This window comes from Blautia wexlerae (assembly GCF_013300825.1).
GTDB classification, from domain to species: domain Bacteria; phylum Bacillota; class Clostridia; order Lachnospirales; family Lachnospiraceae; genus Blautia_A; species Blautia_A wexlerae_B.
Window position 1 is genome coordinate 75,158 of the sequence record NZ_JAAIMY010000010.1, and the last position, 19,442, is coordinate 94,599.

A 19,442-nucleotide genomic window follows, 5' to 3' on the forward strand; every position below is an offset into this window, starting at 1 on the left:
CCGAAATAACACATTGCTATAGATATATTTTGTAATTGAATTCCGGCAATCACAGACACAATGCCAGAATGGTCTGTCGGATCAGTTCGTTTCTGGAAAGATCCGGGTATTTTTCGTCCGGGGTAAATTTGATTCCCTCTTCCAGACTTTCTCTGTGATCGTTCATGGAATCAAGACGTTCCAGGAACGGGCGGAGATCTGTAAAGATTTTCACCGTAACTTTATAACCGTTTTTACGGATGATCTTCTGGGAATTGGTTTCCATGAAAGATGCGTCGATTTTGGGGTCACTGCTGTAGGCCACTACTGTATTTCCGCATACTGCTGCAGCGTCAATATAGGCACTTTTTTCATAAAATGTCATGTAAAGTTCATATGCCATGTCCAGACTGCCCTGATGCTCATGGATTTTCTGGTATAATCCGGCATCCATTGGTCTGCATTTCAGGATCATGATCAGATTCACCATGGATTTACATGCCGGAAGACAGCCAACTACAGTTACAACTGTCCAGACAGTCATTCTGGTCTTAAAATAGATCCAGGATGTAAAAAAGATGAATAAGGGTACTGCAAAAAGAATTGCAGTGATGATCAGGCGACGTCTCTTTTCACTTCTGAAATATCCAAAAGTCCCTTTGGATACTTTTGAAGATGTTTTCGCTTTACTTTGTTTTTTATTTCTGTTTTTCTTTTCTGTCACTTACGTCCTCCTCCGGAATTTTTCTTATGTATATTTCTGATAGTGCTCTTCTTTGCAGATGCTGAACTGTTTTTGTTGTTTTTGTTATTTTGGCTGTTTCTGCTGTTTTTCGCATTCCGGCTGCTACCCTGAGTATGCTGTTTGCCTCCATGATTCTCTCGAAGCGGCCGGATCAGACATTTTGGACCGTAACCTACCAGGTCCATTCTTCCGGTCATCTTAAGACCTTCCAGCACCAGTTCCCTGTTTGCCGGGTTCTTATACTGCATCAGGGCTCGCTGAATAGCTTTTTCATGAGGATTCTTCGGCACATATACCTTCTCACCCGTAAGAGGATGGATTCCCGTATAGTACATACAGGTAGAAAGAGTAGACGGGGTTGGATAGAAATCCTGTACCTGTTCCGGGGTAAAACCAAGATCCCTGACATATTCCGCAAGTTTTACTGCCTCTTTCATGGTACACCCCGGATGGGAGGACATGAAGTACGGGACAGCATACTGCTGCTTTCCTGTTTTTTTGTTTGCCCCATCATATTCTTTAAGAAACTGCTGATAGACACTGTGGGCTGGTTTTCCCATATACTTCAACACCTGATCAGACACATGTTCCGGTGCAACACGAAGCTGCCCGCTTACGTGATGTTCCACCAGCTCGCGCAGGAAAGTCTTGTCCCTGTCTGCCACTACATAATCAAAACGCACACCGGAACGGATAAAGACCTTCTTCACTCCCGGGATCTTCCGCAGCTTCCGAAGCAGAGAAACATAATCCGAATGGTCTACAGTCAGATTTTTACATGGCGTGGGAAACAGACACTGCTTATTCTTGCATACCCCTTTCGTGAGCTGTTTCTGACAGGATGGTTGTCTGAAATCTGCTGTGGGGCCGCCCACATCATGGATATAGCCCTTGAACTCAGGATCCTTTGTCATTCTGGTGGCTTCTTCGATCAGTGACTCATGGCTTCTGGTCTGAAGGATTCTCCCCTGATGAAAGGTCAGGGCACAGAAATTACAGCCTCCAAAGCACCCTCTGTTGCTTGTCAGGCTGAACTTAATCTCTTCCAGTGCAGGAATACCACCCTGCTTCTCATACATAGGATGAACTTTCTCCGTATAGGGCATTGCATACACATCATCCATCTCCCCCTGTGTCAGCGGCAATGCAGGGGGATTCTGTACAATATATCCCTTCGTCCCATAAGATTCTGCCATTGGTCTGGCACTGAACGGATCTGTATTCTGATACTGAACGGCAAAACTGTCTGCATAAGTCTTCTTATCCTCCCTCACTTCCTCATAAGACGGAAGAATAATCGGCTCATAAACCCTCGAAAGATCCTTACATTTAAATACAGTTCCTGCAATATAAGTAAGTTCCTCTACCGGAAGCCCGCTTGCCAGTGCATCTGCAATCTCTATGATCGAATGCTCACCCATCCCATAGGAAATCATATCTGCCCCGGAATCAATGAGTACACTGTGCTTTACTTTATTTTCCCAATAATCATAATGGGCCAGTCGTCTCAGGCTGGCTTCAATCCCGCCCAGAATAATGGGTGTTTTTTTATAAGTCTGGCGGATCAGATTGCTGTACACGATCACTGCGCGGTCAGGTCGAAGTCCCATCTGACCGCCCGGCGAGTACGAATCCTTCTGTCTGTGCTTCTTAGACACTGTATAGTGATTTACCATGGAATCCATATTTCCGGCAGATACCAGAAATCCCAGCCGCGGTTCTCCAAATACCTGGATACTCTCCTTTTTTTTCCAGTCAGGCTGAGGAATGATACCCACTTTATATCCACGGCTCTCCAGCAGCCTGCTGATAATCGCAGTACCAAAGGAAGGATGGTCCACATAGGCATCACCTGTAATATAGGCAAAGTCTACCTGCTCCCACCCCCTCTGTTTCATTTCTTTCTTCGTTACCGGTAAAAAATCCTGCATTTATATTCCTCTCGTATATATTATAATTATGCGGATAAAACCATCCTCTGTGCAGTTGATAACTGCTCCGCAGTTTATTTTTATCAAACATGATGATACACTGCCTGTGCCCGGTATCCTTCGGATATAATATCAAGCTGTCTGTGAAATCGCTTCATCTGCTGAAGATCCTTGGTTTTAAATACTCTCAGGAACTCATCCTGAATCTTCATGATCTCCCGCTTATTCGCAATCTTGTACAGATTCTCAATATTGATCAGAATATCCTTTACCAGATTAGACTGCATCTGTGACGAATTCTGCGCATCCATAATCTCATTCCGCACAGAAGACATCTCATGATCAAGAGCATTAATGGCATCTGCCGCCTTACTCAGACGTTCTGCCACATGCTCCGGCATATCCCCTTTATACTTATACTGCAGAGAATGCTCAATCGTCGCCCAGAAATTCATGGCCATTGTACGAATCTGTATCTCTGCCTGCAGCTTCTTTGGTCCCTTGATCGTATCCACTGTATAATAAATAATCAGATGATAGCTTCTGTAACCACTCTGCTTAATATGTTTCAGATAATTCTTCTCACTCTTTATAACCATATCGCTTCTCTTCTGGATCAGAGAAGCAACTGTCTCTATATCCTCTTCAAACTGACAGATAATACGGACACCCGCAATATCCTCCAGTTCCTCTTCCATTCTCTCCATAGGAATATGCTTGCGCTGCATTTTCTCAAGAATGCTGCTCACACTCTTAACTCTGCCCTCAACCTGCTCGATCGGGCAGTAAACATCGTTCTCTTTACATTCATCGATAATGTGGTTGAATTTCACTTCCAGCTCTCTCACAGCCAGTTCATACGGGCACAAAATGCTTCTCCATAACTGTATTTCCATTTTCACTCGCTCCTTGCATTTCATACATTTTGTTATTATAGCATAGATTTTGAAAAATATCTCGCTAATATGAATAGTTTCTGCTTTTTTTAGAAATGCTTATTACTGCTCACTTCCGCATTCTGATACAGTATATGCAAAGCACCGGACATTTAGAACATTCAAAAAGCACCCCTGCCGCCAAAACGCAGCAGGGATGCTTCCAACATCACTCTTTAAGAGCCTCCAGAACTTTCACCAGATACTTCCAGACTCTCTCTGTAGAAGAAATACTAAGTACCTCCTCAGACGTATGGATGTCCTTCATATCAGGTCCCAGAGACACACAGTCAAGCCCTTCCATCTTCTTATAGAAAAGCCCACACTCAAGTCCTGCATGGATTGCTACCACATTCGGTTTCTGTCCATACATTTCCTCATATACTTCCACCATCTTATCACGAAGCGGTGAATCCTTGCGGTACTCCCACGCAGGATAAACGCCCTGTCTCTCATACTCTCCGCCAAGGAACTCCGTCAGATAGGCAATCTTGTCAGAAAGGGCATCTCTGGCTGTCTCCACAGAACTTCTGATACTGGAACTTCCCATTACTTCATTCTCAGAAGTCTTCAGAATACCGATATTCGTAGAAGTCTCTACCAATCCTTTGATCGTTCCGCTCATTTTCTGAACACCATAAGGTACATTTACAAGGAAGAAAATTACTTTTTCCTTACTTGTGGGATGAAGAACCCTTACTTCCTGTTGTCCCTCATCTTCAACAGTTACTGTAATACCCTCATCAGTTCCTGCATACTCTTCTCTCCATGCTTCCTGCACAGAAGCCGCATATTCTCTGACAGCATCTGCATTTTCTGCAAGAACAAGAATTTCTGCTGCAGCCTCCCTTGTAATGGCATTATCTTTCTGTCCGCCCTGTACACTAATCAGCTCAAAATCAGTTTTCTCATCCAGACCATGGAGAAATTTTCCAAGAAGGGAATTTGCGTTCGCACGATTCTTGTCAATCTCAGCTCCGGAATGACCGCCCATCAGTCCGCTGATCTTAACTGTCAGCTTCTCCCCCTCTGCATCCAGTCTTGTCACCGGAATATGGCTGACTCCGGAAAGTCCGCCTGCACAACTGATCCAGAGACTTCCTTCTGCTTCAGAATCCAGATTGATAAATCTTCTTCCTTTTAATACACTGCAGTCAAATCCAACTGCACCCAGAAGACCGATTTCCTCATCTACGGTGATAAACACTTCAAGCGGCGGATGAGCAATGGTATCACTTTCCAGAAGTGCAAGACCATAAGCAACAGCAATTCCGTCATCACCGCCAAGGGTTGTTCCGTTTGCAGACACATAATCACCTTCTACAGAAAGATTTAATCCATCTTTTGTAAAATCATGCTCTACATCCGGACGTTTCTCACATACCATATCCATATGTCCCTGAATGATCACTGCAGGAGCATTCTCATATCCCGCTGTACCCGGTTTATAAATAACCACATTATTCATCTCATCCTGAACATATTTCAGACCATGATCCTTTGCAAACTGCACCAGATAATCACTGATCTGCTTTGTATTTCCTGAGCCATGAGGAATTTTGCATATCTCCTCAAAATAATGAAACACTCTTTTAGGTTCGCAATTCTCTAAAACTGCCATAATTACATTACCTCCAAAAATCACACATTTGTCTTATCATATGCCATCGTTTTTCCGATATCCGGCAAATTTCACGGATATATTCTACCCATGGCAATTCCATAAAATACTATAGCATTTATTTTTATTCTGTGCCATATAAATTTTATAAAGAATCGTAACTGTTCAATTATGTATAAACAGTTACAAAGGGTGCTGTATGTCAAAAAACATTATCCTCACCGGCGGTATTTTTTTCCTTCTGGGATTTCTCCTCCTGCATCCTGCCGAAAGTCTGTCCTGTGCCAGAGCAGGAATGACTCTGTGGCTGAATACATTAATCCCAACGCTTCTCCCATTTATTATTCTCACAGGAATGCTTACACATACCGGTCATATCCGTAAATTTCTTCTGCCATTCGAATCATTCTTTCGTATTTTCCCGGGTGTCAGCATCTGGGGTGGTTATGTTTTTATTCTCGGAATGCTGTGCGGCTATCCGCTGGGAGCCAAACTTGCCTCTGACCTGTATGAATCACAGAAAATCAGTAAAAAAGAAGCTCTGTATCTCACCACCTTCTGCAACAATCCAAGCCCCGCCTTCATTATTACCTATCTTGGCAAATCCTGCCTTAAAGATGCCGTACCTGTCGGAATGATCTTTACGGGTATTTTTTTATCCAATCTGATATGTATGCTGTTTTTTCGTTATCCTGTGTACAAAAATACCATCATATTAGCTCTGCCGCCAATGCATAAAAATACCTCCCATGGAACTATACATATTCAAAGCATCCCTGATCCTCCCAATTCCACAGCTCAGATTTCTTCTCATGAAAATGTACTTGATCATTCCATCATGAACGGATTTGAAACCATTACACGCCTCGGAGGATATATTCTGTTATTCTCTGTTCTGGCAGGATGCATCAGATATTATGAGCCTTTTCCACCTTTTTTTCAATATCTGATACTGGGATTTACAGAAATCACCACTGGTCTTTCCCTCATCTCATCTTCAGGATTATCAGACACGACACGCATCATTCTTTCCATTGCAGCTACCGCATCCGGAGGTCTGTGTATTCTGGCACAGACAAGAAGTGTTCTTCATCATGACCTCAGCATTCTGCCTTATTTCATTTCCAAATGTATCTGTGCCCTCCTTACGGCAGGTATTCTTTACTGTCTGATTTCTTATCTGTAAAAATACATCATTTTGGAAAACTGTCATTGTTTCGCATATAAAATCAGGGCCGGGAAAATTTCCCGACCCTTTGTTTTCTCACAGACTTCTGTCTCTTATCAACAGATTTACTTTTATATTGTAAAATCTTAGTTCTCTCCCAGATCATCCAACAGATCGTCATCGTCATCATCCTTGGTATCATTGTCATGATAAGAACCTGTGATCGCTGCCGCCTGTGCTGTCTGAGGTGCAAGTTCCTGGCGGTTGTGGTTTACAACATCAAGACAGCTCTGCAGGGAATCAATAAATGTTTTGTATTTTACACCTGCATCCTCTAAGGTTGTATTGAGAACGCTGCCGATATTTGCCATCATATCATCTGTATAAGTGATCGCACTGAGACGGATGCTGTTTGCATCCTGTGTGGCAGAATCAAGAATCTCCTGAGCCTGCTTGTTAGCTGCATTGATGGTATCATTTGCCTGTGCATAAGCTTTCTGCATAATCTCATGCTGAGTTACCAGCTCCTGTGCTCTTGTCTGTGCATCTGCGATCAGTGCATCCGCTTTGGACTGAGCATCCTCAAGGATGGCATCTTTATTGTTAATGATCTTCTGATAACGTTTGATCTCGTCCGGAGTTTTCAGACGGAGTTCTCTCAGAAGTTCTTCGATTTCTTCTTTATTTACCACAATTTTGGTAGTTGACAGTGGCTGGAATTTACAGCTGTCCACATATTCCTCGATCTCACCGATAATCTGTTCAATTCTGCTGCTCATAGTATAACACTCCTTATTTTCTATTTCTGTTACTGTACGCTCTATGTGAACAATAACTTATTTGTTGTCTGCTGTAAGACGAATTTTCTCAATAACTGCATCCGTTATTTCCGGTGGTGCAAATTTACTCAGATCGCCTCCAAAATGCGCAACTTCTTTCAGTATTGTAGAACTCAGGTATGCATATTCCAGACTCGTAGTCAGAAATACAGTATCTACATCCGGTGCAAGTACACGATTGGTCTGAGCCATCTGAAGCTCGTACTCAAAATCTGTAACTGCGCGAAGTCCACGTATGATCACCTGAGCGTGATTCTCTCTGGCGAAATTCACAGATAATCCCTCAAATGGTTTTACTTCAACATTGGGAATATCCTGAGTCGCCTTTTTTAATATATTAACACGTTCTTCCACAGAAAACAACGGACTTTTTGAAGAATTATGTAAAACGCCCACTATTACTTTGTCAAAAGAAACTGCCGCTCTTCGGATCACATCAAGATGCCCATAAGTTGCCGGATCAAAGCTGCCCGGATATACTGCTATTTTCATGTATTTTTTCTCTCTCTTTCCTCTGGCACATGCACATATGTATAACTAAGAATGCTGCCTGCAGGCAGCATTCTTAGTGCAATCCCCGTAAATAATGCATTTAAGACAGTTCATCAGAGTGCGAAAGACAAAAAAGAACTGGATTAAGATGCAGTATTTTAGAGAATGGCTATAGTTATGCGCGTTCTAAAAATACGTGCTTGTTTGTTTTATACTCTTTTGAACGCAGCTGCCTGTAACCAAGAGATTCCACATAACTGAAATCTGTCTGAAAATCCGCTTCCACGATAATAAGTGTATTTTCATCCACAACTGTACTGTCTTTCAGATATTCCAACACTTGTCTTTCCAGTTCATTATTATATGGAGGATCCATGAAAACAATGTCAAAAACACCCTTTCCCTCAAGGGAACGCAATGCCTGCAGCACGTCCATGTTCAGCAGTTTACCATCTTCTGCCAGTTTTGTAAATGCAAGATTTTCTCTGATGCATGCAGCAGCTTTGGGATTCTTCTCCACAAACACCGCATAAGAGGCTCCTCTGCTCAGAGCCTCGATCCCGATCCCGCCGCTTCCGGAAAAAAGATCCAGAAAACGACATTCCAAAAGTTCCGGCTGAAGTATATTAAATAATGTTTCTTTGATTCTGTCAGTAGTAGGTCTTGTGTCCGTCCCCGGAATTGTTTTCAAATTAAGCCTTCTGGCTTTACCCGCGATTACTCTCATTTCAGATTCAGTCTCCAATCCAGATCTCCTCTTGCAAGACCTAAAATAAGAAGTTCTGCAGTGGCAATGTTCGTCGCTACAGGAATATTGTACTGGTCGCATCTCCTCACGATGCTTGTGATATCCGGTTCTTTGGGATCGATCATTACCGGATTGTAGAACAGGATGACCATATCCAGATCCTGACGCTCTACCATCTCCATAAACTGCTTGTCTCCACCAATACTGCCGGCAAGGAATTTATGCACATGAAGGCTTGTCGCTTCTTCTATTCTCCGTCCGGTTGTACCTGTGGCATAGACCTCATGTTTGGCAAGTATATTCTTATAAGCGATGCAGAAATCTTCTATCAGTACTTTTTTACTGTTATGTGCGATTATACCTAAGTTCATAGTTTTTCCTCTCCGTTTCTCCTATTTATTTTGCGGATTTTACCTCTTATCCACAATCCTAACTGTAATTATAACAAAGCACTAAATAAAACGCAATTAAAACTTGAAAAATATACACAATTCATAATTTATTAATATTTTTTCCATAGTCATCATGCAATTTTTCCTGTTTCCATGCTCTTCCTTTCCATGCGGAAACTTCCAGTGTATTATTTCTGTATCTTCATATACTAGCATTGCAACACAAAAACAATTTCAGGCGAAAACAACAACCAAGGAGGAAATTGATATGTCAAACACAAAATCTTCTAACCAGGCAGCTGTACCGGAAGCAAAAGGTGCGTTAGACCGTTTCAAATTCGAGGTTGCAAATGAATTAGGCGTACCGCTTACAGACGGATACAACGGCGACCTGACTTCCAGACAGAACGGTTCTGTCGGAGGTTATATGGTCAAAAAGATGATCGAAGCCCAGGAAAAACAGATGTCCAGTGGTTCTCAGGGCGGACAGTACTAATCAGATAAGAGCTTCTCAGTTAAGAAGCTGACCCCAAAACCGATGGTGCCGACAAAAATAGTCAAATCCATCGGTTTTCTTACATTTCCTTTTTCAGAATATGGAAATCCCTGACAGCCTGAATCCCGATTTTCGCAATCTTTTTCAGGTTTATGGAATTAGTTCCTGCCTTTCTTGGCTGAAACGTAATTGGAAAGAATGCAACTTTTTCTCTGTAGTATACAAAATAAGTGGTAAACATGATATTCGGAATATTATAATTCTCAGGGAGCTTCCCAATATATCGGTCAACCAGCTCCGCTTTCATCAGCCGGAACGGTGCATTGGCATCCGGAACCTTTATCCCGAAAATAATCCTGAGAAGGAAGCAGACCGTATCTTCCACAAACTTGCGGGACTTTCCGTCTCCTCTCTCACGGCGATCTCCTAAGACAGCATCATATAAATCCCGCTTTTCCCAGAAGGACTCAAATTCCCCGGAATTGGTCTGTCCATCAGAGTCAGTCTGAAAAATATAATCTGCATGGTTCTGTATGGCATAACGGTAACCATAAAGAACTGTAGAGCCATGACCACCATTGGGCTTTGTAAGCGAGACAAGCAACGGATGTTTCTTTGCCAGCCGGCAGACCAGATCATAGGTATTGTCTTTACTTCCGTCATTGATAATGACCAGACGGGAATTTCCTTCTTCATTATGAGATTCTACCACAGGATACCAGTCACTGATCGTTTTTTCTATGTTTTCTGATTCATTGTATGCAGGGATTATTATATAAAGAGATGACATTTTTTACTCCTTTTTATACATTTCCATATGTTTTTCGGATATTTCCCATCCAAAAGAATACCATATTTTACCCGGTATCTCAAGCTGTATGAAAATCATCCGAAATCTGAGCTTACAAAAAGCACCAGCCATTTCAATGACTGATGCTTCTTTTCATTACATTATCCGGATCATGCTCAGACTAGACTAAATTCCCGATCAGATATACAATCAGTGCAGCCACCCATGCAACCGCGCACTGCCATACCACAACACCAACTGCCCATCTTCCTCCCATTTCACGTTTTATGGAAGCGATAGCTGCCACACATGGTGTGTAGAGCAGGCTGAATACCAGTAATGATGCTGCTGCCAGTGGTGTCAGTACAGAGGCAATATTTCCACTGAAAAGCACTTGCAGCGTAGATACCACGCTCTCTTTTGCCATAAATCCGCTGATAAGGGCTGTACAGATTCTCCAGTCTCCCAGTCCGATCGGTTTAAATATGGGTGCCAGAACTCCTGCCACCATTGCCAGAATACTGTCTGCAGAGTCTTTTACAAGATTTAAATGCAGATCAAAGCTCTGGAGGAACCAGATTACCATTGAGGCAAGCAGGATAATAGAAAATGCCCTCTGCAGGAAATCTTTTGCTTTTTCCCACAAAAGCTGACCTACATTCCTGGCTCCCGGCAGACGGTAATTAGGAAGTTCCATAACAAATGGTACCGGATCTCCCTTAAAGAGAGTTCTGTTATACAAGAATGCCGCAAGAATTCCCACAAGAATTCCAAGCAGGTAAAGACCTGCCATAATAAATCCGCCTTTCTTCGGAAAAAAAGCACTTACAAAGAAAGAATAAATCGGCAGCTTCGCTGTACAGCTCATAAAAGGAGTCAGCAAAATTGTCATCTTTCTGTCACGTTCACTTGTAAGTGTACGTGTAGCCATAACTGCCGGAACCGTACATCCGAATCCGATCAGCATTGGCACAATACTTCGTCCGGAAAGACCAATCTTACGCAGAAGTTTATCCATCACAAAGGCAACACGCGCAACATATCCACTGTCCTCCATAAGAGACAGAAAGAAAAACAAAGTTACGATAATCGGCAGGAAGCTGAGTACACTTCCCACACCTGTAAAAATACCGTCAATGACCAGACTGCGCATGGCACTGTTTACATTGGCTGCTGTCAGTGAGGCATCCGCCAGCGCAGATATCTTATCAATCCCAAGCTCCAGGATTCCCTGAAGCCATGCTCCGATCACATTAAAGGTCAGATAAAATACCAGCACCATAATTCCGATAAAACAGGGGATTGCGGTATATTTTCCTGTAAGGACTTTATCAATTTTCTCACTTCTGATTCTCTCCTTACTCTCTTTTGGCTTTACAACTGTCTGTTCACACAAACGCTCAATAAAGTCAAAACGCATATCTGCGATCGCAGCACTTCTGTCAACCTGACGCTCTGTTTCCATCTGCTGTACAATATGCTCCAGCATCTCCGTCTCATTTGTGTCCAGCTTCAGCTTCTCAAGAATCAGCGGATCCCCCTCAATTGCCTTGGTTGCTGCAAAACGGGTGGGAATATCAGCCTGCACCGCATGATCCTCGATCAGGTGCATGACCGCATGGATACAGCGGTGTACTGCACCGTCATGGTCACTTTTATCACAGAAATCCTGACGCAGCGGATGTTCCTGATATTTCGCTATATGTAATGCATGGTCAACCAGCTCATCAACACCCTCATTCTTTGCTGCGGAAATAGGGATCACAGGTACTCCAAGCAGCGATTCCATCTTATTTACATCTATAGAACCCTGATTTCCCAGCACTTCATCCATCATATTCAGTGCAACTACCATAGGAATATCCATCTCCAGAAGCTGCATGGTCAGATACAGGTTTCTCTCAATATTGGTAGCATCCACAATATTAATGATCGCACTTGGTTTCTCATCCAGAACAAAATTTCTGGATACAATCTCCTCACTGCTATAAGGAGACATAGAATAAATTCCCGGAAGGTCTGTGATTTCTGTATCCGGATGGCCTTTAATCGAACCGGTCTTACGATCCACCGTTACTCCGGGAAAGTTTCCCACGTGTTGATTGGAACCTGTCAGTTGGTTAAACAGCGTAGTTTTTCCACAGTTCTGATTTCCCACCAATGCGTATGTCAGTGTGGTTCCCTCAGGCAATGGATGTTCATCTTCTCTGGAATGATACTTTCCATCCTCTCCAAGTCCCGGATGTGCCAGATCACTCACAGCTTCTATCCCGGCATGACTTCTGCTTCTTTTCGGAATCTGTTCAATCTCTATCTGCTCTGCTTCCGCAAGTCTTAATGTCAGCTCATATCCATGTACCTGCAGCTCCATTGGATCTCCCATAGGCGCAAATTTCACTACCGTGACCTCAGCTCCCGGAATCATGCCCATGTCCAGAAAATGCTGACGCAGGGCACCTTTACCGCCAACTGACATGATCACAGCACTTTTTCCGATTTCCAAATCTTTTAATGTCATTTTCAGTCGCTCACCTTTTGTTTTCTATTTGGTTATCATTGCTATAGTCGATTTTTCTCAATAACCTTATGCAGATAGCTTATACTAACTGATAATTTTTGTCAAGTAGCAGGTATGTCCTGTCGAATTTTGGCTTGCATGTCTCGGGATTTTGGCATATTCATGCCAAAACACCTCGCAGGACAGTAGTGTGTAGACAGTAACCTGGTTACAGTAACGCAAAAAACCCAGATGAATTTATATTATCATCTGAGTTTCTTAATATCCTGAGTTTCTTAATATTCTGATTTTTTATGTATCAAATCCACATAGAACCTGTAACATCACCATTAATTACATAATAAGCCTTATTTTCTTCCGGTTTGATATAAATCTTAATGTCCTTAAGATCTTTCTCTTTTTTACCCATTTCATCGGTCCAGATTCTCTTGATATTACTTAAAATATTCTTTGTATATACTTCTCTGCCCATAAACTGAACATATACTTCTGCTGTTGCTTCTTTCTTAGTGGTTCTTCTTGTTGTTTTCTTCTCAGCAGGAGCTTCTTCAGCCGGTTTCTCAGCTGCTTTTACAGAAGCTTTCTTTGTAGTTCTTTTTGTTGTTTTTGCAGCAGTTTTTGTTGTTTTAGCCGGCTCTTTTTTCTCAGCTTCTTTTTCTGTTTCTGCTGTTTTCTTTTCTGCAGTTTCTGTTACTTTAGCTGTTTCTTTCTTTTCTGTTTCTGCTGATTTCTTTTCTGCAGTCTTTCTTGTTCTTCTTGCTGCCGGTTTCTTCGCTGTTGTTTCTTTCTTTACAGTTTCTGCTTCAGCAGTTTCTTTCTTTACTGTCTCTTTGTTATCAGTTTCTTTCTTGTCTGCTTCTTTATTTACAGCTACTTCTTCAGCAGTTGTCTTTGCAGGAGCCTCTTTAACTTCGGTTGTCTTCGCAGTGGATGTGTTGAGATCTGCTGTAGTTGCTTTTGTTGCCATATGATTAGCCTCCTTACAAGGTATAAGTATTCGTAACTGCTCAGTTTTGTACAGTTACAGGTATTCTTATGTTACCTAAAATATAATAAACAGTAACATTCTTTTATGGAAATAGAATACTACGATTCTTCTGCTTTTGCAATGTTTTTCTGTTTTTATAATCCCAGGTTCTGCAGATCTTCCTTCATATATGCTGAAAGTCTCCTCTGGAGTTCCTCATTCTGCGGAAGACTTAAATCCCCGTCAAGGGAAAGAATCTCCGAAGCCGTTTCACTGGCAGCCTTCAGGATATCCGCATCCTGATAGATATCTCCCAGTTTAAATTCCAGAAGACCACTCTGGCGGATTCCAAAAAGATCACCCGGACCGCGAAGCTTCAGGTCTTCTCCCGCAATATAGAATCCATCATTGGATTTGTTCAGAATCTGCAGACGTCTGGAAATTTCCTTCGCACCATTTCCCTGCATAAAAATGCAATATGACTGATATTCCCCTCTACCGACACGCCCGCGAAGCTGATGAAGCTGTGCCAATCCGAAACGTTCGGCATTCTCCACCATCATCACTGTTGCATTTGGCACATTCACCCCTACCTCAACCACAGTAGTCGATACCAGGATCTGAATCTCCCCTGCTGCAAAAGCCTCCATGATTACATTCTTGTCTTTCGCCTTCATCTTTCCATGAAGAGAAGCCACCTTAATATCCGATGGAAAAACATTGCGAAGCTTCATGGTATAGTCCAGCACATTTTCCCCGTCCATTCCTTCGCTCTCCTCCACCATAGGGCAGATCACATAAACCTGCCGTCCCTGACGAATCTGCTTCTCCATAAAGGAATAAGCTTTCGGCCTGTAAGAAGCATCCACCACACAGTTCTTAATGGGGAGTCTCTGCGCAGGAAGCTCATCGATCACCGAAATATCCAGATCACCATATATAATAATCGCCAGCGTCCTCGGAATCGGCGTAGCACTCATCACCAACACATTAGGCGGGTTTCCCATAGTAGTCAGTGCTTCCCTCTGTTTCACACCAAAACGATGCTGCTCATCTGTAATAACCAGTCCAAGATTATTGTACTGCACTTTTTCCTGAATCAGCGCATGCGTTCCTATCACCAGGTTAGCCTCTTTTGACGCGATAAGCGCATATTTTTCCCTTTTCTCCTTCGCAGTATCTGATCCTGTCAGCAAAACCGGATGCCCAAAATCAATATTCTGTTCCTGCAGCAATTTCTCCATTGCCTGAAAATGCTGCCTTGCCAGAACCTCCGTAGGCGCCATAAGCACTGCCTGATACCCATTCTCTACAGTCATGATCATTGCAAGAAAAGCCAGAATCGTCTTCCCGCTTCCCACATCTCCCTGCACCAGTCTGGACATCAGAGCCTGGCCGCTTAAATCCCTCTCAATCTCATGCCACACATTCAACTGCGCCTTTGTCAGATCATAGGGCAGATTTTCAATAATCTGCTCTGTCGTCCACACCGGATGCATGGGAAACGCATTCGGTGCCTCCTCCGTCTTTTCCTTCAGAGACTGCACGGCAAGAATAAAAAGAAGAAACTCATCAAACACCAGCCTTCTCCTTGCAGCTAACAGCTCCTGCATATTTTTGGGAAAATGAATCGCAGGAATCGCAAAATTCCTGTCTGCCAGGTGATACCTCTCCTTATACTCATCTGCCAGATACTCTGCCTGAAGCTTCTGCTCATCAAGCACCTGATGGATCAGCTTCACGATCGTCTTATTAGAAAGCCCCGCAGTCAGTCCATAAATCGGCTGAAGACTGTGCAGAATCTCCTCATAAGCCGCAGGCGTAAAAATCTCAGGGTGCTCCATCTGCAGCTTCCCCTGCTTCCTGACGACACGCCCCCGCAGAACAAACCTGCTGCCTTTCCTGACTGCAGAGCGCAGATACGGTGCATTAAACCACGTAACAGAAATTTTCCCTGTAAGATCTGCCACAGTGGTCGTGATCACCTGAAGATTCCGCACCTGATTCACATACACACCCGTTATAACCGCCACAGAAATCGCCACAACAGCTCCCTCTTCCAGAGACCGGATCTCAACAGGCTCCTCATACGCATCATAATTACGTGGATAATAACTCAGAAGAGATTCCATATCCGTAACTCCTATTTTCGCAAATAACTTTTCCGTTTTCTCCCCCACGCCCTTAAGGGTTCTCAAAGATATCGACATCTATCTCCTTTTCCTTTCTAAAAAATCCATCACAAATATAAATTTAACCAAATCAAGTATCCGGCTATCCGGCAGAGCAATTATTCGGTTATAATCAAGTAAAAACGGACTATATCATCCGCCCAGCCAGCTGCCAGGCGGGAAAATTATTTGTTTTTGTGTGCATTTGCAGGGATCTTAGATATTCTTAGGTTCCGGAAAACTGCGTTATGAGCAGACAGTCTCACTGTCTGAGCGAAGTTTGCAACGGAGCGAGTTTGAGAGGGCTGCTCATGCCCTTAGCAGATTTCCGGAACCTTAGAATATCTTAGTTCCCGAAACCGCACACAAAAACAAATAATTTTCCTGCCGTCCCTTTTTAATACGAAAACGGATATACCCACCCTCAACAATGGCCTATACCCGTTTTCATCACATGAACTATTCGTTTATCTCTCTCAAAAACTCTATTATTCTACTCTACAGAAATAACATAATAATAAATCGGCTGTCCACCCGCATTCAATTCCACATCACAATCCGGATAAGCCTCCTCAAGCGCAGCAGCCAGCTCCTCAGCCTCCGCTTCCTCAGTATCAGCACCATAATAAATACTAATCACCTCAGACTCATCGTCCACCATCTGTGCAACTGTCTCTTTGGCAACCTCCATGCGGTCCTTACCAACAGCCAGGATTCCATGATCACCGATACCCATCATATCACCCTCATGGATTTCCTTATCATCAATCCTTGTATCACGCACGGCATACGTAATCTGTCCAGTCTTCACATGCCCGATCGCCTGAAGCATAGCCTCAGTATTCTCCGCGCTGTTCTTCTCAGGCACATAACTGATCATGGCAGTAATTCCCTGCGGAATAGTCTTAGTCGGCACAACCACGATCTCCTTATCCTCAGTAAGATCTCTTGCCTGGTTTGCAGCAAGAACAATATTCTTATTGTTCGGGAAAATATAAATAGTCTTTGCATTTACTTTTGCAATGGCATTGAGCATATCCTCTGTACTCGGATTCATTGTCTGACCGCCCTCGATCAGGTAATCCACACCCAGTTCCTTAAAGATCTCTGTCATTCCCTTTCCCACGGATACGGAAATAAAGCCAACTTCCTCCGGCGGCTGCGCTGCTTCTTCCTTTTCTTCCTGCGCTGCCTGTTCCTTCGCCAGTTTCTCGGCATCTTTGATCAGCTTCTCCTGATGCTCCTCACGCATATTATCAATCTTCATACGTGAAAGTGCACCAAAGGTAAGGGCTTTCTCAATAGCCTGTCCGGGATGGTTGGTATGAACATGAACCTTCACGATCTCATCATCTGCCACAAGCACAATGGAATCACCAAGGGACATCAGGAATTTCTTAAATTCATGTTCTGTCTCCTCGGACATCGGCTGGTTCAGAAGAATAATAAACTCTGTACAATAACCAAATTTAATATCAGCCTCTGTCTGTGCATCAATCTTAGTCACAGCAGGACCCTTTGCCTTGTCAAACTGTGTATAATCAATCTCTTTGCCAAGGAAACCATCATATGCACCATGATATACTTCCAGAAGTCCCTGTCCGCCGGAATCCACTACTCCTGCTTCTTTCAGAACCGGCAGCATCTCCGGTGTCTTTGCCAGAGTTTCCTCTGCATGAGCAATTACGCCCTGGAAAAATGTATCCAGATCCTCTGCTGTCTCCGCAAGCTCTACAGCCCTGGCAGCAGCCTCTCTTGCAACAGTAAGGATTGTTCCTTCCTTCGGTTTCATAACTGCCTTATATGCAGTCTCCACACCTTTCTCCATGGCTGCCGCAATATCAATAGCATCCAGTTCCTTACTGTTCTTAACACTTCTGGTAAAGCCACGCAGAAGCTGGGAAAGAATAACACCTGAGTTACCTCTTGCACCGCGCAGGGAACCGGAAGAAATCGCTTTGGCCAGTGACTCCATGTCAGACTCTCCCAGAGAACCTACCTCTGCTGCTGCAGCCATGATCGTCATTGTCATATTAGTTCCAGTATCTCCATCCGGCACCGGAAACACGTTCAGTTCGTTGATCCATTCTTTTTTTGCTTCCAGATTCTTGGCTCCTGCAAGAAACATCCTGGAAAGTATTCTGGCATCTATGGTTTTGTTATTCACCACAAGTTCCTCCTCTATCCTAATCAATTGCACGTACGCCTTCTACATAAATATCGATCTTATCGATCTCCATTCCTGTAAAGGCCTCGACTTTATATTTGACATTGCTGACAAGGTTGTCTGCAATTGTACTTATATTCACGCCATATGCCACAATAACATGGAAATTCAGGCGGATTTTATTGTCCTCTGTAATTCTGACACTGATACCATGTTTCAGGCTGTTCTTTCCAAGAAGCTTTACCAGTCCGTCCTTCATACTGACTGCAGCCATGCCTACGATACCAAAACATTCTACAGCAACGCTTCCTGCATAGGTTGCGATTACATCTGTATCAATTATGATCTGACCCAATCCGGAATCTATACGTCCATTCATATGGTTACCTCCAATGCTCATTATTGTATGTAAGTGTATTATAACCTCTTTTCACAGAAAAAGAAATATAATTTTTGAGTTTTTTCCTTTTTTTGCTTGCAAAAGCACAATTCATCTGTTACAATGTAATCTGTTGAACACAAGGTTACTGTTCAGACGCTATGCACACAGCACGACAGTAACAATAAAGCGTCAAGGAGGTGCTATCATGGCTAAATGTGCAATCTGTGAGAAAGCTGCTCATTTCGGAAATAATGTAAGTCATTCACATAGAAGATCCAATAAAATGTGGAAATCTAACGTAAAATCCGTTAAAATCAAGACTGCTGAGGGTGGAGCTAGAAAGACATATGTATGTACTTCTTGCTTAAGATCCGGTAAAGTAGAAAGAGCATAATAACACCATTACCCCTGTTGCAACAGGGGTATTTTTTTGCAAAAAAGACTGTCTTTCTGTGCAGATATTCTCTACCGAATATTCTGCCTGATCCGACAGTCTCTTTTTTTATTTCATATTTCAAGCGGGATATTCGCAATCTTCTGTAAAATTAATGGCAGAAAAGATGATATCCCAACAACAGTAAAACTCCGGCAGAAACCACCAGAACCACATTTTCTGCGATCAACATCCCGATTATCATCCCAATCCCTATGAAAAACAGCATAAAGCCGAACAGCTTTTCCAATTCTTTTGCACCTTTTTCATCGGTTTGCTATAGTCTATGCAAAAATTATTTTTCTGATTCGCCGACAGATTCTTCGTCACCTTTTCCGGAAGTAAAACGGTCTACGAAATCCGGAACCATATCAAGGATCTTGGTGAGACCATCCTGATTCTTCACATTGACCAGCTTTGTTGTTCCATTCTGGATCACAAGCACCGCACAGGGAGTCATCTTTCCCGCCATTCCGCCGCCGCCGTTATCCTTCTTCTCTCCTGAAAAAGCACCGGCACCTACACCGAAAGATACATCCATCAGAGGAAGAATGATCGTATCGCCTACATGGATTGCCTCTCCTACCACTGTTTTCGCGGAAATAAAACTGTCCATTCCCTTGAATAATGAATTTACGGTTTCTTTAAAATTGTTTTCATTTGCCATG

At 43.0% G+C, this 19,442-nt stretch carries 18 protein-coding genes; 3 read left to right on the plus strand and 15 right to left on the minus strand.

The features are described 5' to 3' along the window. Positions 1 to 49: 49 nt before the first annotated feature. From G4417_RS07205 to G4417_RS07220, 4 genes are all read right to left on the minus strand, one after another. On the minus strand, positions 50 to 703 hold the full coding sequence (locus tag G4417_RS07205; RefSeq protein ID WP_173683144.1) for a hypothetical protein: 654 nt from the start codon (positions 701 to 703) through the stop codon (positions 50 to 52). Continuing rightward, positions 700 to 2,655: a YgiQ family radical SAM protein gene (locus tag G4417_RS07210; protein WP_173683145.1), complete on the minus strand. Its 1,956-nt coding sequence runs from the start codon at positions 2,653 to 2,655 to the stop codon at positions 700 to 702. Before G4417_RS07210 ends, G4417_RS07205 begins: the two co-directional genes overlap by 4 nt. Before the next feature lie 83 nt (positions 2,656 to 2,738). Further along, positions 2,739 to 3,551 carry a GTP pyrophosphokinase gene (locus G4417_RS07215; RefSeq protein ID WP_173683146.1) on the minus strand — a complete coding sequence of 271 codons (813 nt, stop codon included), beginning with the start codon at positions 3,549 to 3,551 and terminating at the stop codon, positions 2,739 to 2,741. Positions 3,552 to 3,759: 208 nt separating this feature from the next. Continuing rightward, the gene (locus G4417_RS07220) at positions 3,760 to 5,211 is read right to left on the minus strand and encodes an aminoacyl-histidine dipeptidase (RefSeq protein WP_173717672.1); all 1,452 of its coding nucleotides are present in this window, start codon (positions 5,209 to 5,211) and stop codon (positions 3,760 to 3,762) included. A 199-nt stretch (positions 5,212 to 5,410) separates the two neighbouring features. Between G4417_RS07220 and G4417_RS07225 the strand changes: the two genes are divergently transcribed. After that, positions 5,411 to 6,397, plus strand: coding sequence for a hypothetical protein (locus tag G4417_RS07225; protein WP_173683148.1), 987 nt, complete (start codon positions 5,411 to 5,413; stop codon positions 6,395 to 6,397). A gap of 128 nt (positions 6,398 to 6,525) precedes the next feature. On the opposite strand, the gene G4417_RS07230 is transcribed toward G4417_RS07225, so the two are convergent. From G4417_RS07230 to G4417_RS07245, 4 genes are all read right to left on the minus strand, one after another. After that, positions 6,526 to 7,158 carry an ATPase gene (locus G4417_RS07230; protein WP_173683149.1) on the minus strand — a complete coding sequence of 211 codons (633 nt, stop codon included), beginning with the start codon at positions 7,156 to 7,158 and terminating at the stop codon, positions 6,526 to 6,528. Positions 7,159 to 7,215: 57 nt separating this feature from the next. Continuing rightward, a complete protein-coding gene (gene coaD / locus G4417_RS07235) occupies positions 7,216 to 7,710 on the minus strand; it encodes a pantetheine-phosphate adenylyltransferase (RefSeq protein WP_173683150.1) in 495 nt (164 codons plus the stop codon). A 175-nt stretch (positions 7,711 to 7,885) separates the two neighbouring features. Further along, the gene (gene rsmD / locus G4417_RS07240; RefSeq protein ID WP_173683151.1) at positions 7,886 to 8,437 is read right to left on the minus strand and encodes a 16S rRNA (guanine(966)-N(2))-methyltransferase RsmD; all 552 of its coding nucleotides are present in this window, start codon (positions 8,435 to 8,437) and stop codon (positions 7,886 to 7,888) included. Beyond that, positions 8,434 to 8,829, minus strand: a complete 396-nt coding sequence (locus G4417_RS07245) for a methylglyoxal synthase (protein WP_008702973.1) — start codon at positions 8,827 to 8,829, stop codon at positions 8,434 to 8,436. The genes rsmD and G4417_RS07245 overlap by 4 nt, the downstream gene beginning before the upstream one ends. A gap of 289 nt (positions 8,830 to 9,118) precedes the next feature. Between G4417_RS07245 and G4417_RS07250 the strand changes: the two genes are divergently transcribed. Beyond that, a complete protein-coding gene (locus G4417_RS07250; RefSeq protein WP_173683152.1) occupies positions 9,119 to 9,346 on the plus strand; it encodes an alpha/beta-type small acid-soluble spore protein in 228 nt (75 codons plus the stop codon). A gap of 79 nt (positions 9,347 to 9,425) precedes the next feature. Here G4417_RS07250 and G4417_RS07255 read toward each other — a convergent pair whose 3' ends face one another. The 6 genes from G4417_RS07255 to G4417_RS07280 all read right to left on the minus strand — a co-directional run bounded on the left by G4417_RS07255 (position 9,426) and on the right by G4417_RS07280 (position 18,338). Further along, positions 9,426 to 10,136, minus strand: coding sequence for a glycosyltransferase family 2 protein (locus G4417_RS07255; protein WP_173683153.1), 711 nt, complete (start codon positions 10,134 to 10,136; stop codon positions 9,426 to 9,428). Positions 10,137 to 10,317: 181 nt separating this feature from the next. After that, entirely contained in the window at positions 10,318 to 12,654 is a 2,337-nt protein-coding gene (feoB, locus tag G4417_RS07260) for a ferrous iron transport protein B (RefSeq protein WP_173683154.1), read from the minus strand. 298 nt (positions 12,655 to 12,952) lie between these two features. After that, positions 12,953 to 13,621 (minus strand): DUF6465 family protein, encoded by a 669-nt coding sequence (locus G4417_RS07265; RefSeq protein WP_173683155.1) that lies wholly within the window; start codon positions 13,619 to 13,621, stop codon positions 12,953 to 12,955. Between the two features lie 155 nt (positions 13,622 to 13,776). Next, positions 13,777 to 15,831 carry an ATP-dependent DNA helicase RecG gene (gene recG, locus G4417_RS07270; RefSeq protein ID WP_173683156.1) on the minus strand — a complete coding sequence of 685 codons (2,055 nt, stop codon included), beginning with the start codon at positions 15,829 to 15,831 and terminating at the stop codon, positions 13,777 to 13,779. A 454-nt stretch (positions 15,832 to 16,285) separates the two neighbouring features. Beyond that, positions 16,286 to 17,920: a DAK2 domain-containing protein gene (locus G4417_RS07275; RefSeq protein WP_202048505.1), complete on the minus strand. Its 1,635-nt coding sequence runs from the start codon at positions 17,918 to 17,920 to the stop codon at positions 16,286 to 16,288. 58 nt (positions 17,921 to 17,978) lie between these two features. Further along, a complete protein-coding gene (locus G4417_RS07280; protein ID WP_020993850.1) occupies positions 17,979 to 18,338 on the minus strand; it encodes an Asp23/Gls24 family envelope stress response protein in 360 nt (119 codons plus the stop codon). Positions 18,339 to 18,546: 208 nt separating this feature from the next. On the opposite strand from G4417_RS07280, the gene rpmB reads away from it, so the two are divergent. Beyond that, positions 18,547 to 18,735: a 50S ribosomal protein L28 gene (gene rpmB / locus G4417_RS07285; RefSeq protein WP_019161496.1), complete on the plus strand. Its 189-nt coding sequence runs from the start codon at positions 18,547 to 18,549 to the stop codon at positions 18,733 to 18,735. Between the two features lie 334 nt (positions 18,736 to 19,069). On the opposite strand, the gene G4417_RS07290 is transcribed toward rpmB, so the two are convergent. Continuing rightward, positions 19,070 to 19,441 (minus strand): GerW family sporulation protein, encoded by a 372-nt coding sequence (locus tag G4417_RS07290; RefSeq protein WP_020993849.1) that lies wholly within the window; start codon positions 19,439 to 19,441, stop codon positions 19,070 to 19,072. Position 19,442: the final 1 nt, after the last annotated feature.

Excerpts from the sequence above, each read along its gene's own strand:
- G4417_RS07215 (WP_173683146.1), bottom strand. The coding sequence starts at position 3,551 with ATGGAAATACAGTTATGGAGAAGCATTTTGTGCCCGTATGAACTGGCT.
- recG (WP_173683156.1), bottom strand. The coding sequence starts at position 15,831 with ATGTCGATATCTTTGAGAACCCTTAAGGGCGTGGGGGAGAAAACGGAA.
- G4417_RS07280 (WP_020993850.1), bottom strand. The coding sequence starts at position 18,338 with ATGAATGGACGTATAGATTCCGGATTGGGTCAGATCATAATTGATACA.
- coaD (WP_173683150.1), bottom strand. The coding sequence starts at position 7,710 with ATGAAAATAGCAGTATATCCGGGCAGCTTTGATCCGGCAACTTATGGG.
- G4417_RS07255 (WP_173683153.1), bottom strand. The coding sequence starts at position 10,136 with ATGTCATCTCTTTATATAATAATCCCTGCATACAATGAATCAGAAAAC.
- G4417_RS07210 (WP_173683145.1), bottom strand. The coding sequence starts at position 2,655 with ATGCAGGATTTTTTACCGGTAACGAAGAAAGAAATGAAACAGAGGGGG.
- feoB (WP_173683154.1), bottom strand. The coding sequence starts at position 12,654 with ATGACATTAAAAGATTTGGAAATCGGAAAAAGTGCTGTGATCATGTCA.
- G4417_RS07265 (WP_173683155.1), bottom strand. The coding sequence starts at position 13,621 with ATGGCAACAAAAGCAACTACAGCAGATCTCAACACATCCACTGCGAAG.
- G4417_RS07225 (WP_173683148.1), top strand. The coding sequence starts at position 5,411 with ATGTCAAAAAACATTATCCTCACCGGCGGTATTTTTTTCCTTCTGGGA.
- G4417_RS07230 (WP_173683149.1), bottom strand. The coding sequence starts at position 7,158 with ATGAGCAGCAGAATTGAACAGATTATCGGTGAGATCGAGGAATATGTG.
- G4417_RS07275 (WP_202048505.1), bottom strand. The coding sequence starts at position 17,920 with ATGTTTCTTGCAGGAGCCAAGAATCTGGAAGCAAAAAAAGAATGGATC.
- G4417_RS07220 (WP_173717672.1), bottom strand. The coding sequence starts at position 5,211 with ATGGCAGTTTTAGAGAATTGCGAACCTAAAAGAGTGTTTCATTATTTT.
- rpmB (WP_019161496.1), top strand. The coding sequence starts at position 18,547 with ATGGCTAAATGTGCAATCTGTGAGAAAGCTGCTCATTTCGGAAATAAT.
- G4417_RS07290 (WP_020993849.1), bottom strand. The coding sequence starts at position 19,441 with ATGGCAAATGAAAACAATTTTAAAGAAACCGTAAATTCATTATTCAAG.
- G4417_RS07245 (WP_008702973.1), bottom strand. The coding sequence starts at position 8,829 with ATGAACTTAGGTATAATCGCACATAACAGTAAAAAAGTACTGATAGAA.
- rsmD (WP_173683151.1), bottom strand. The coding sequence starts at position 8,437 with ATGAGAGTAATCGCGGGTAAAGCCAGAAGGCTTAATTTGAAAACAATT.
- G4417_RS07250 (WP_173683152.1), top strand. The coding sequence starts at position 9,119 with ATGTCAAACACAAAATCTTCTAACCAGGCAGCTGTACCGGAAGCAAAA.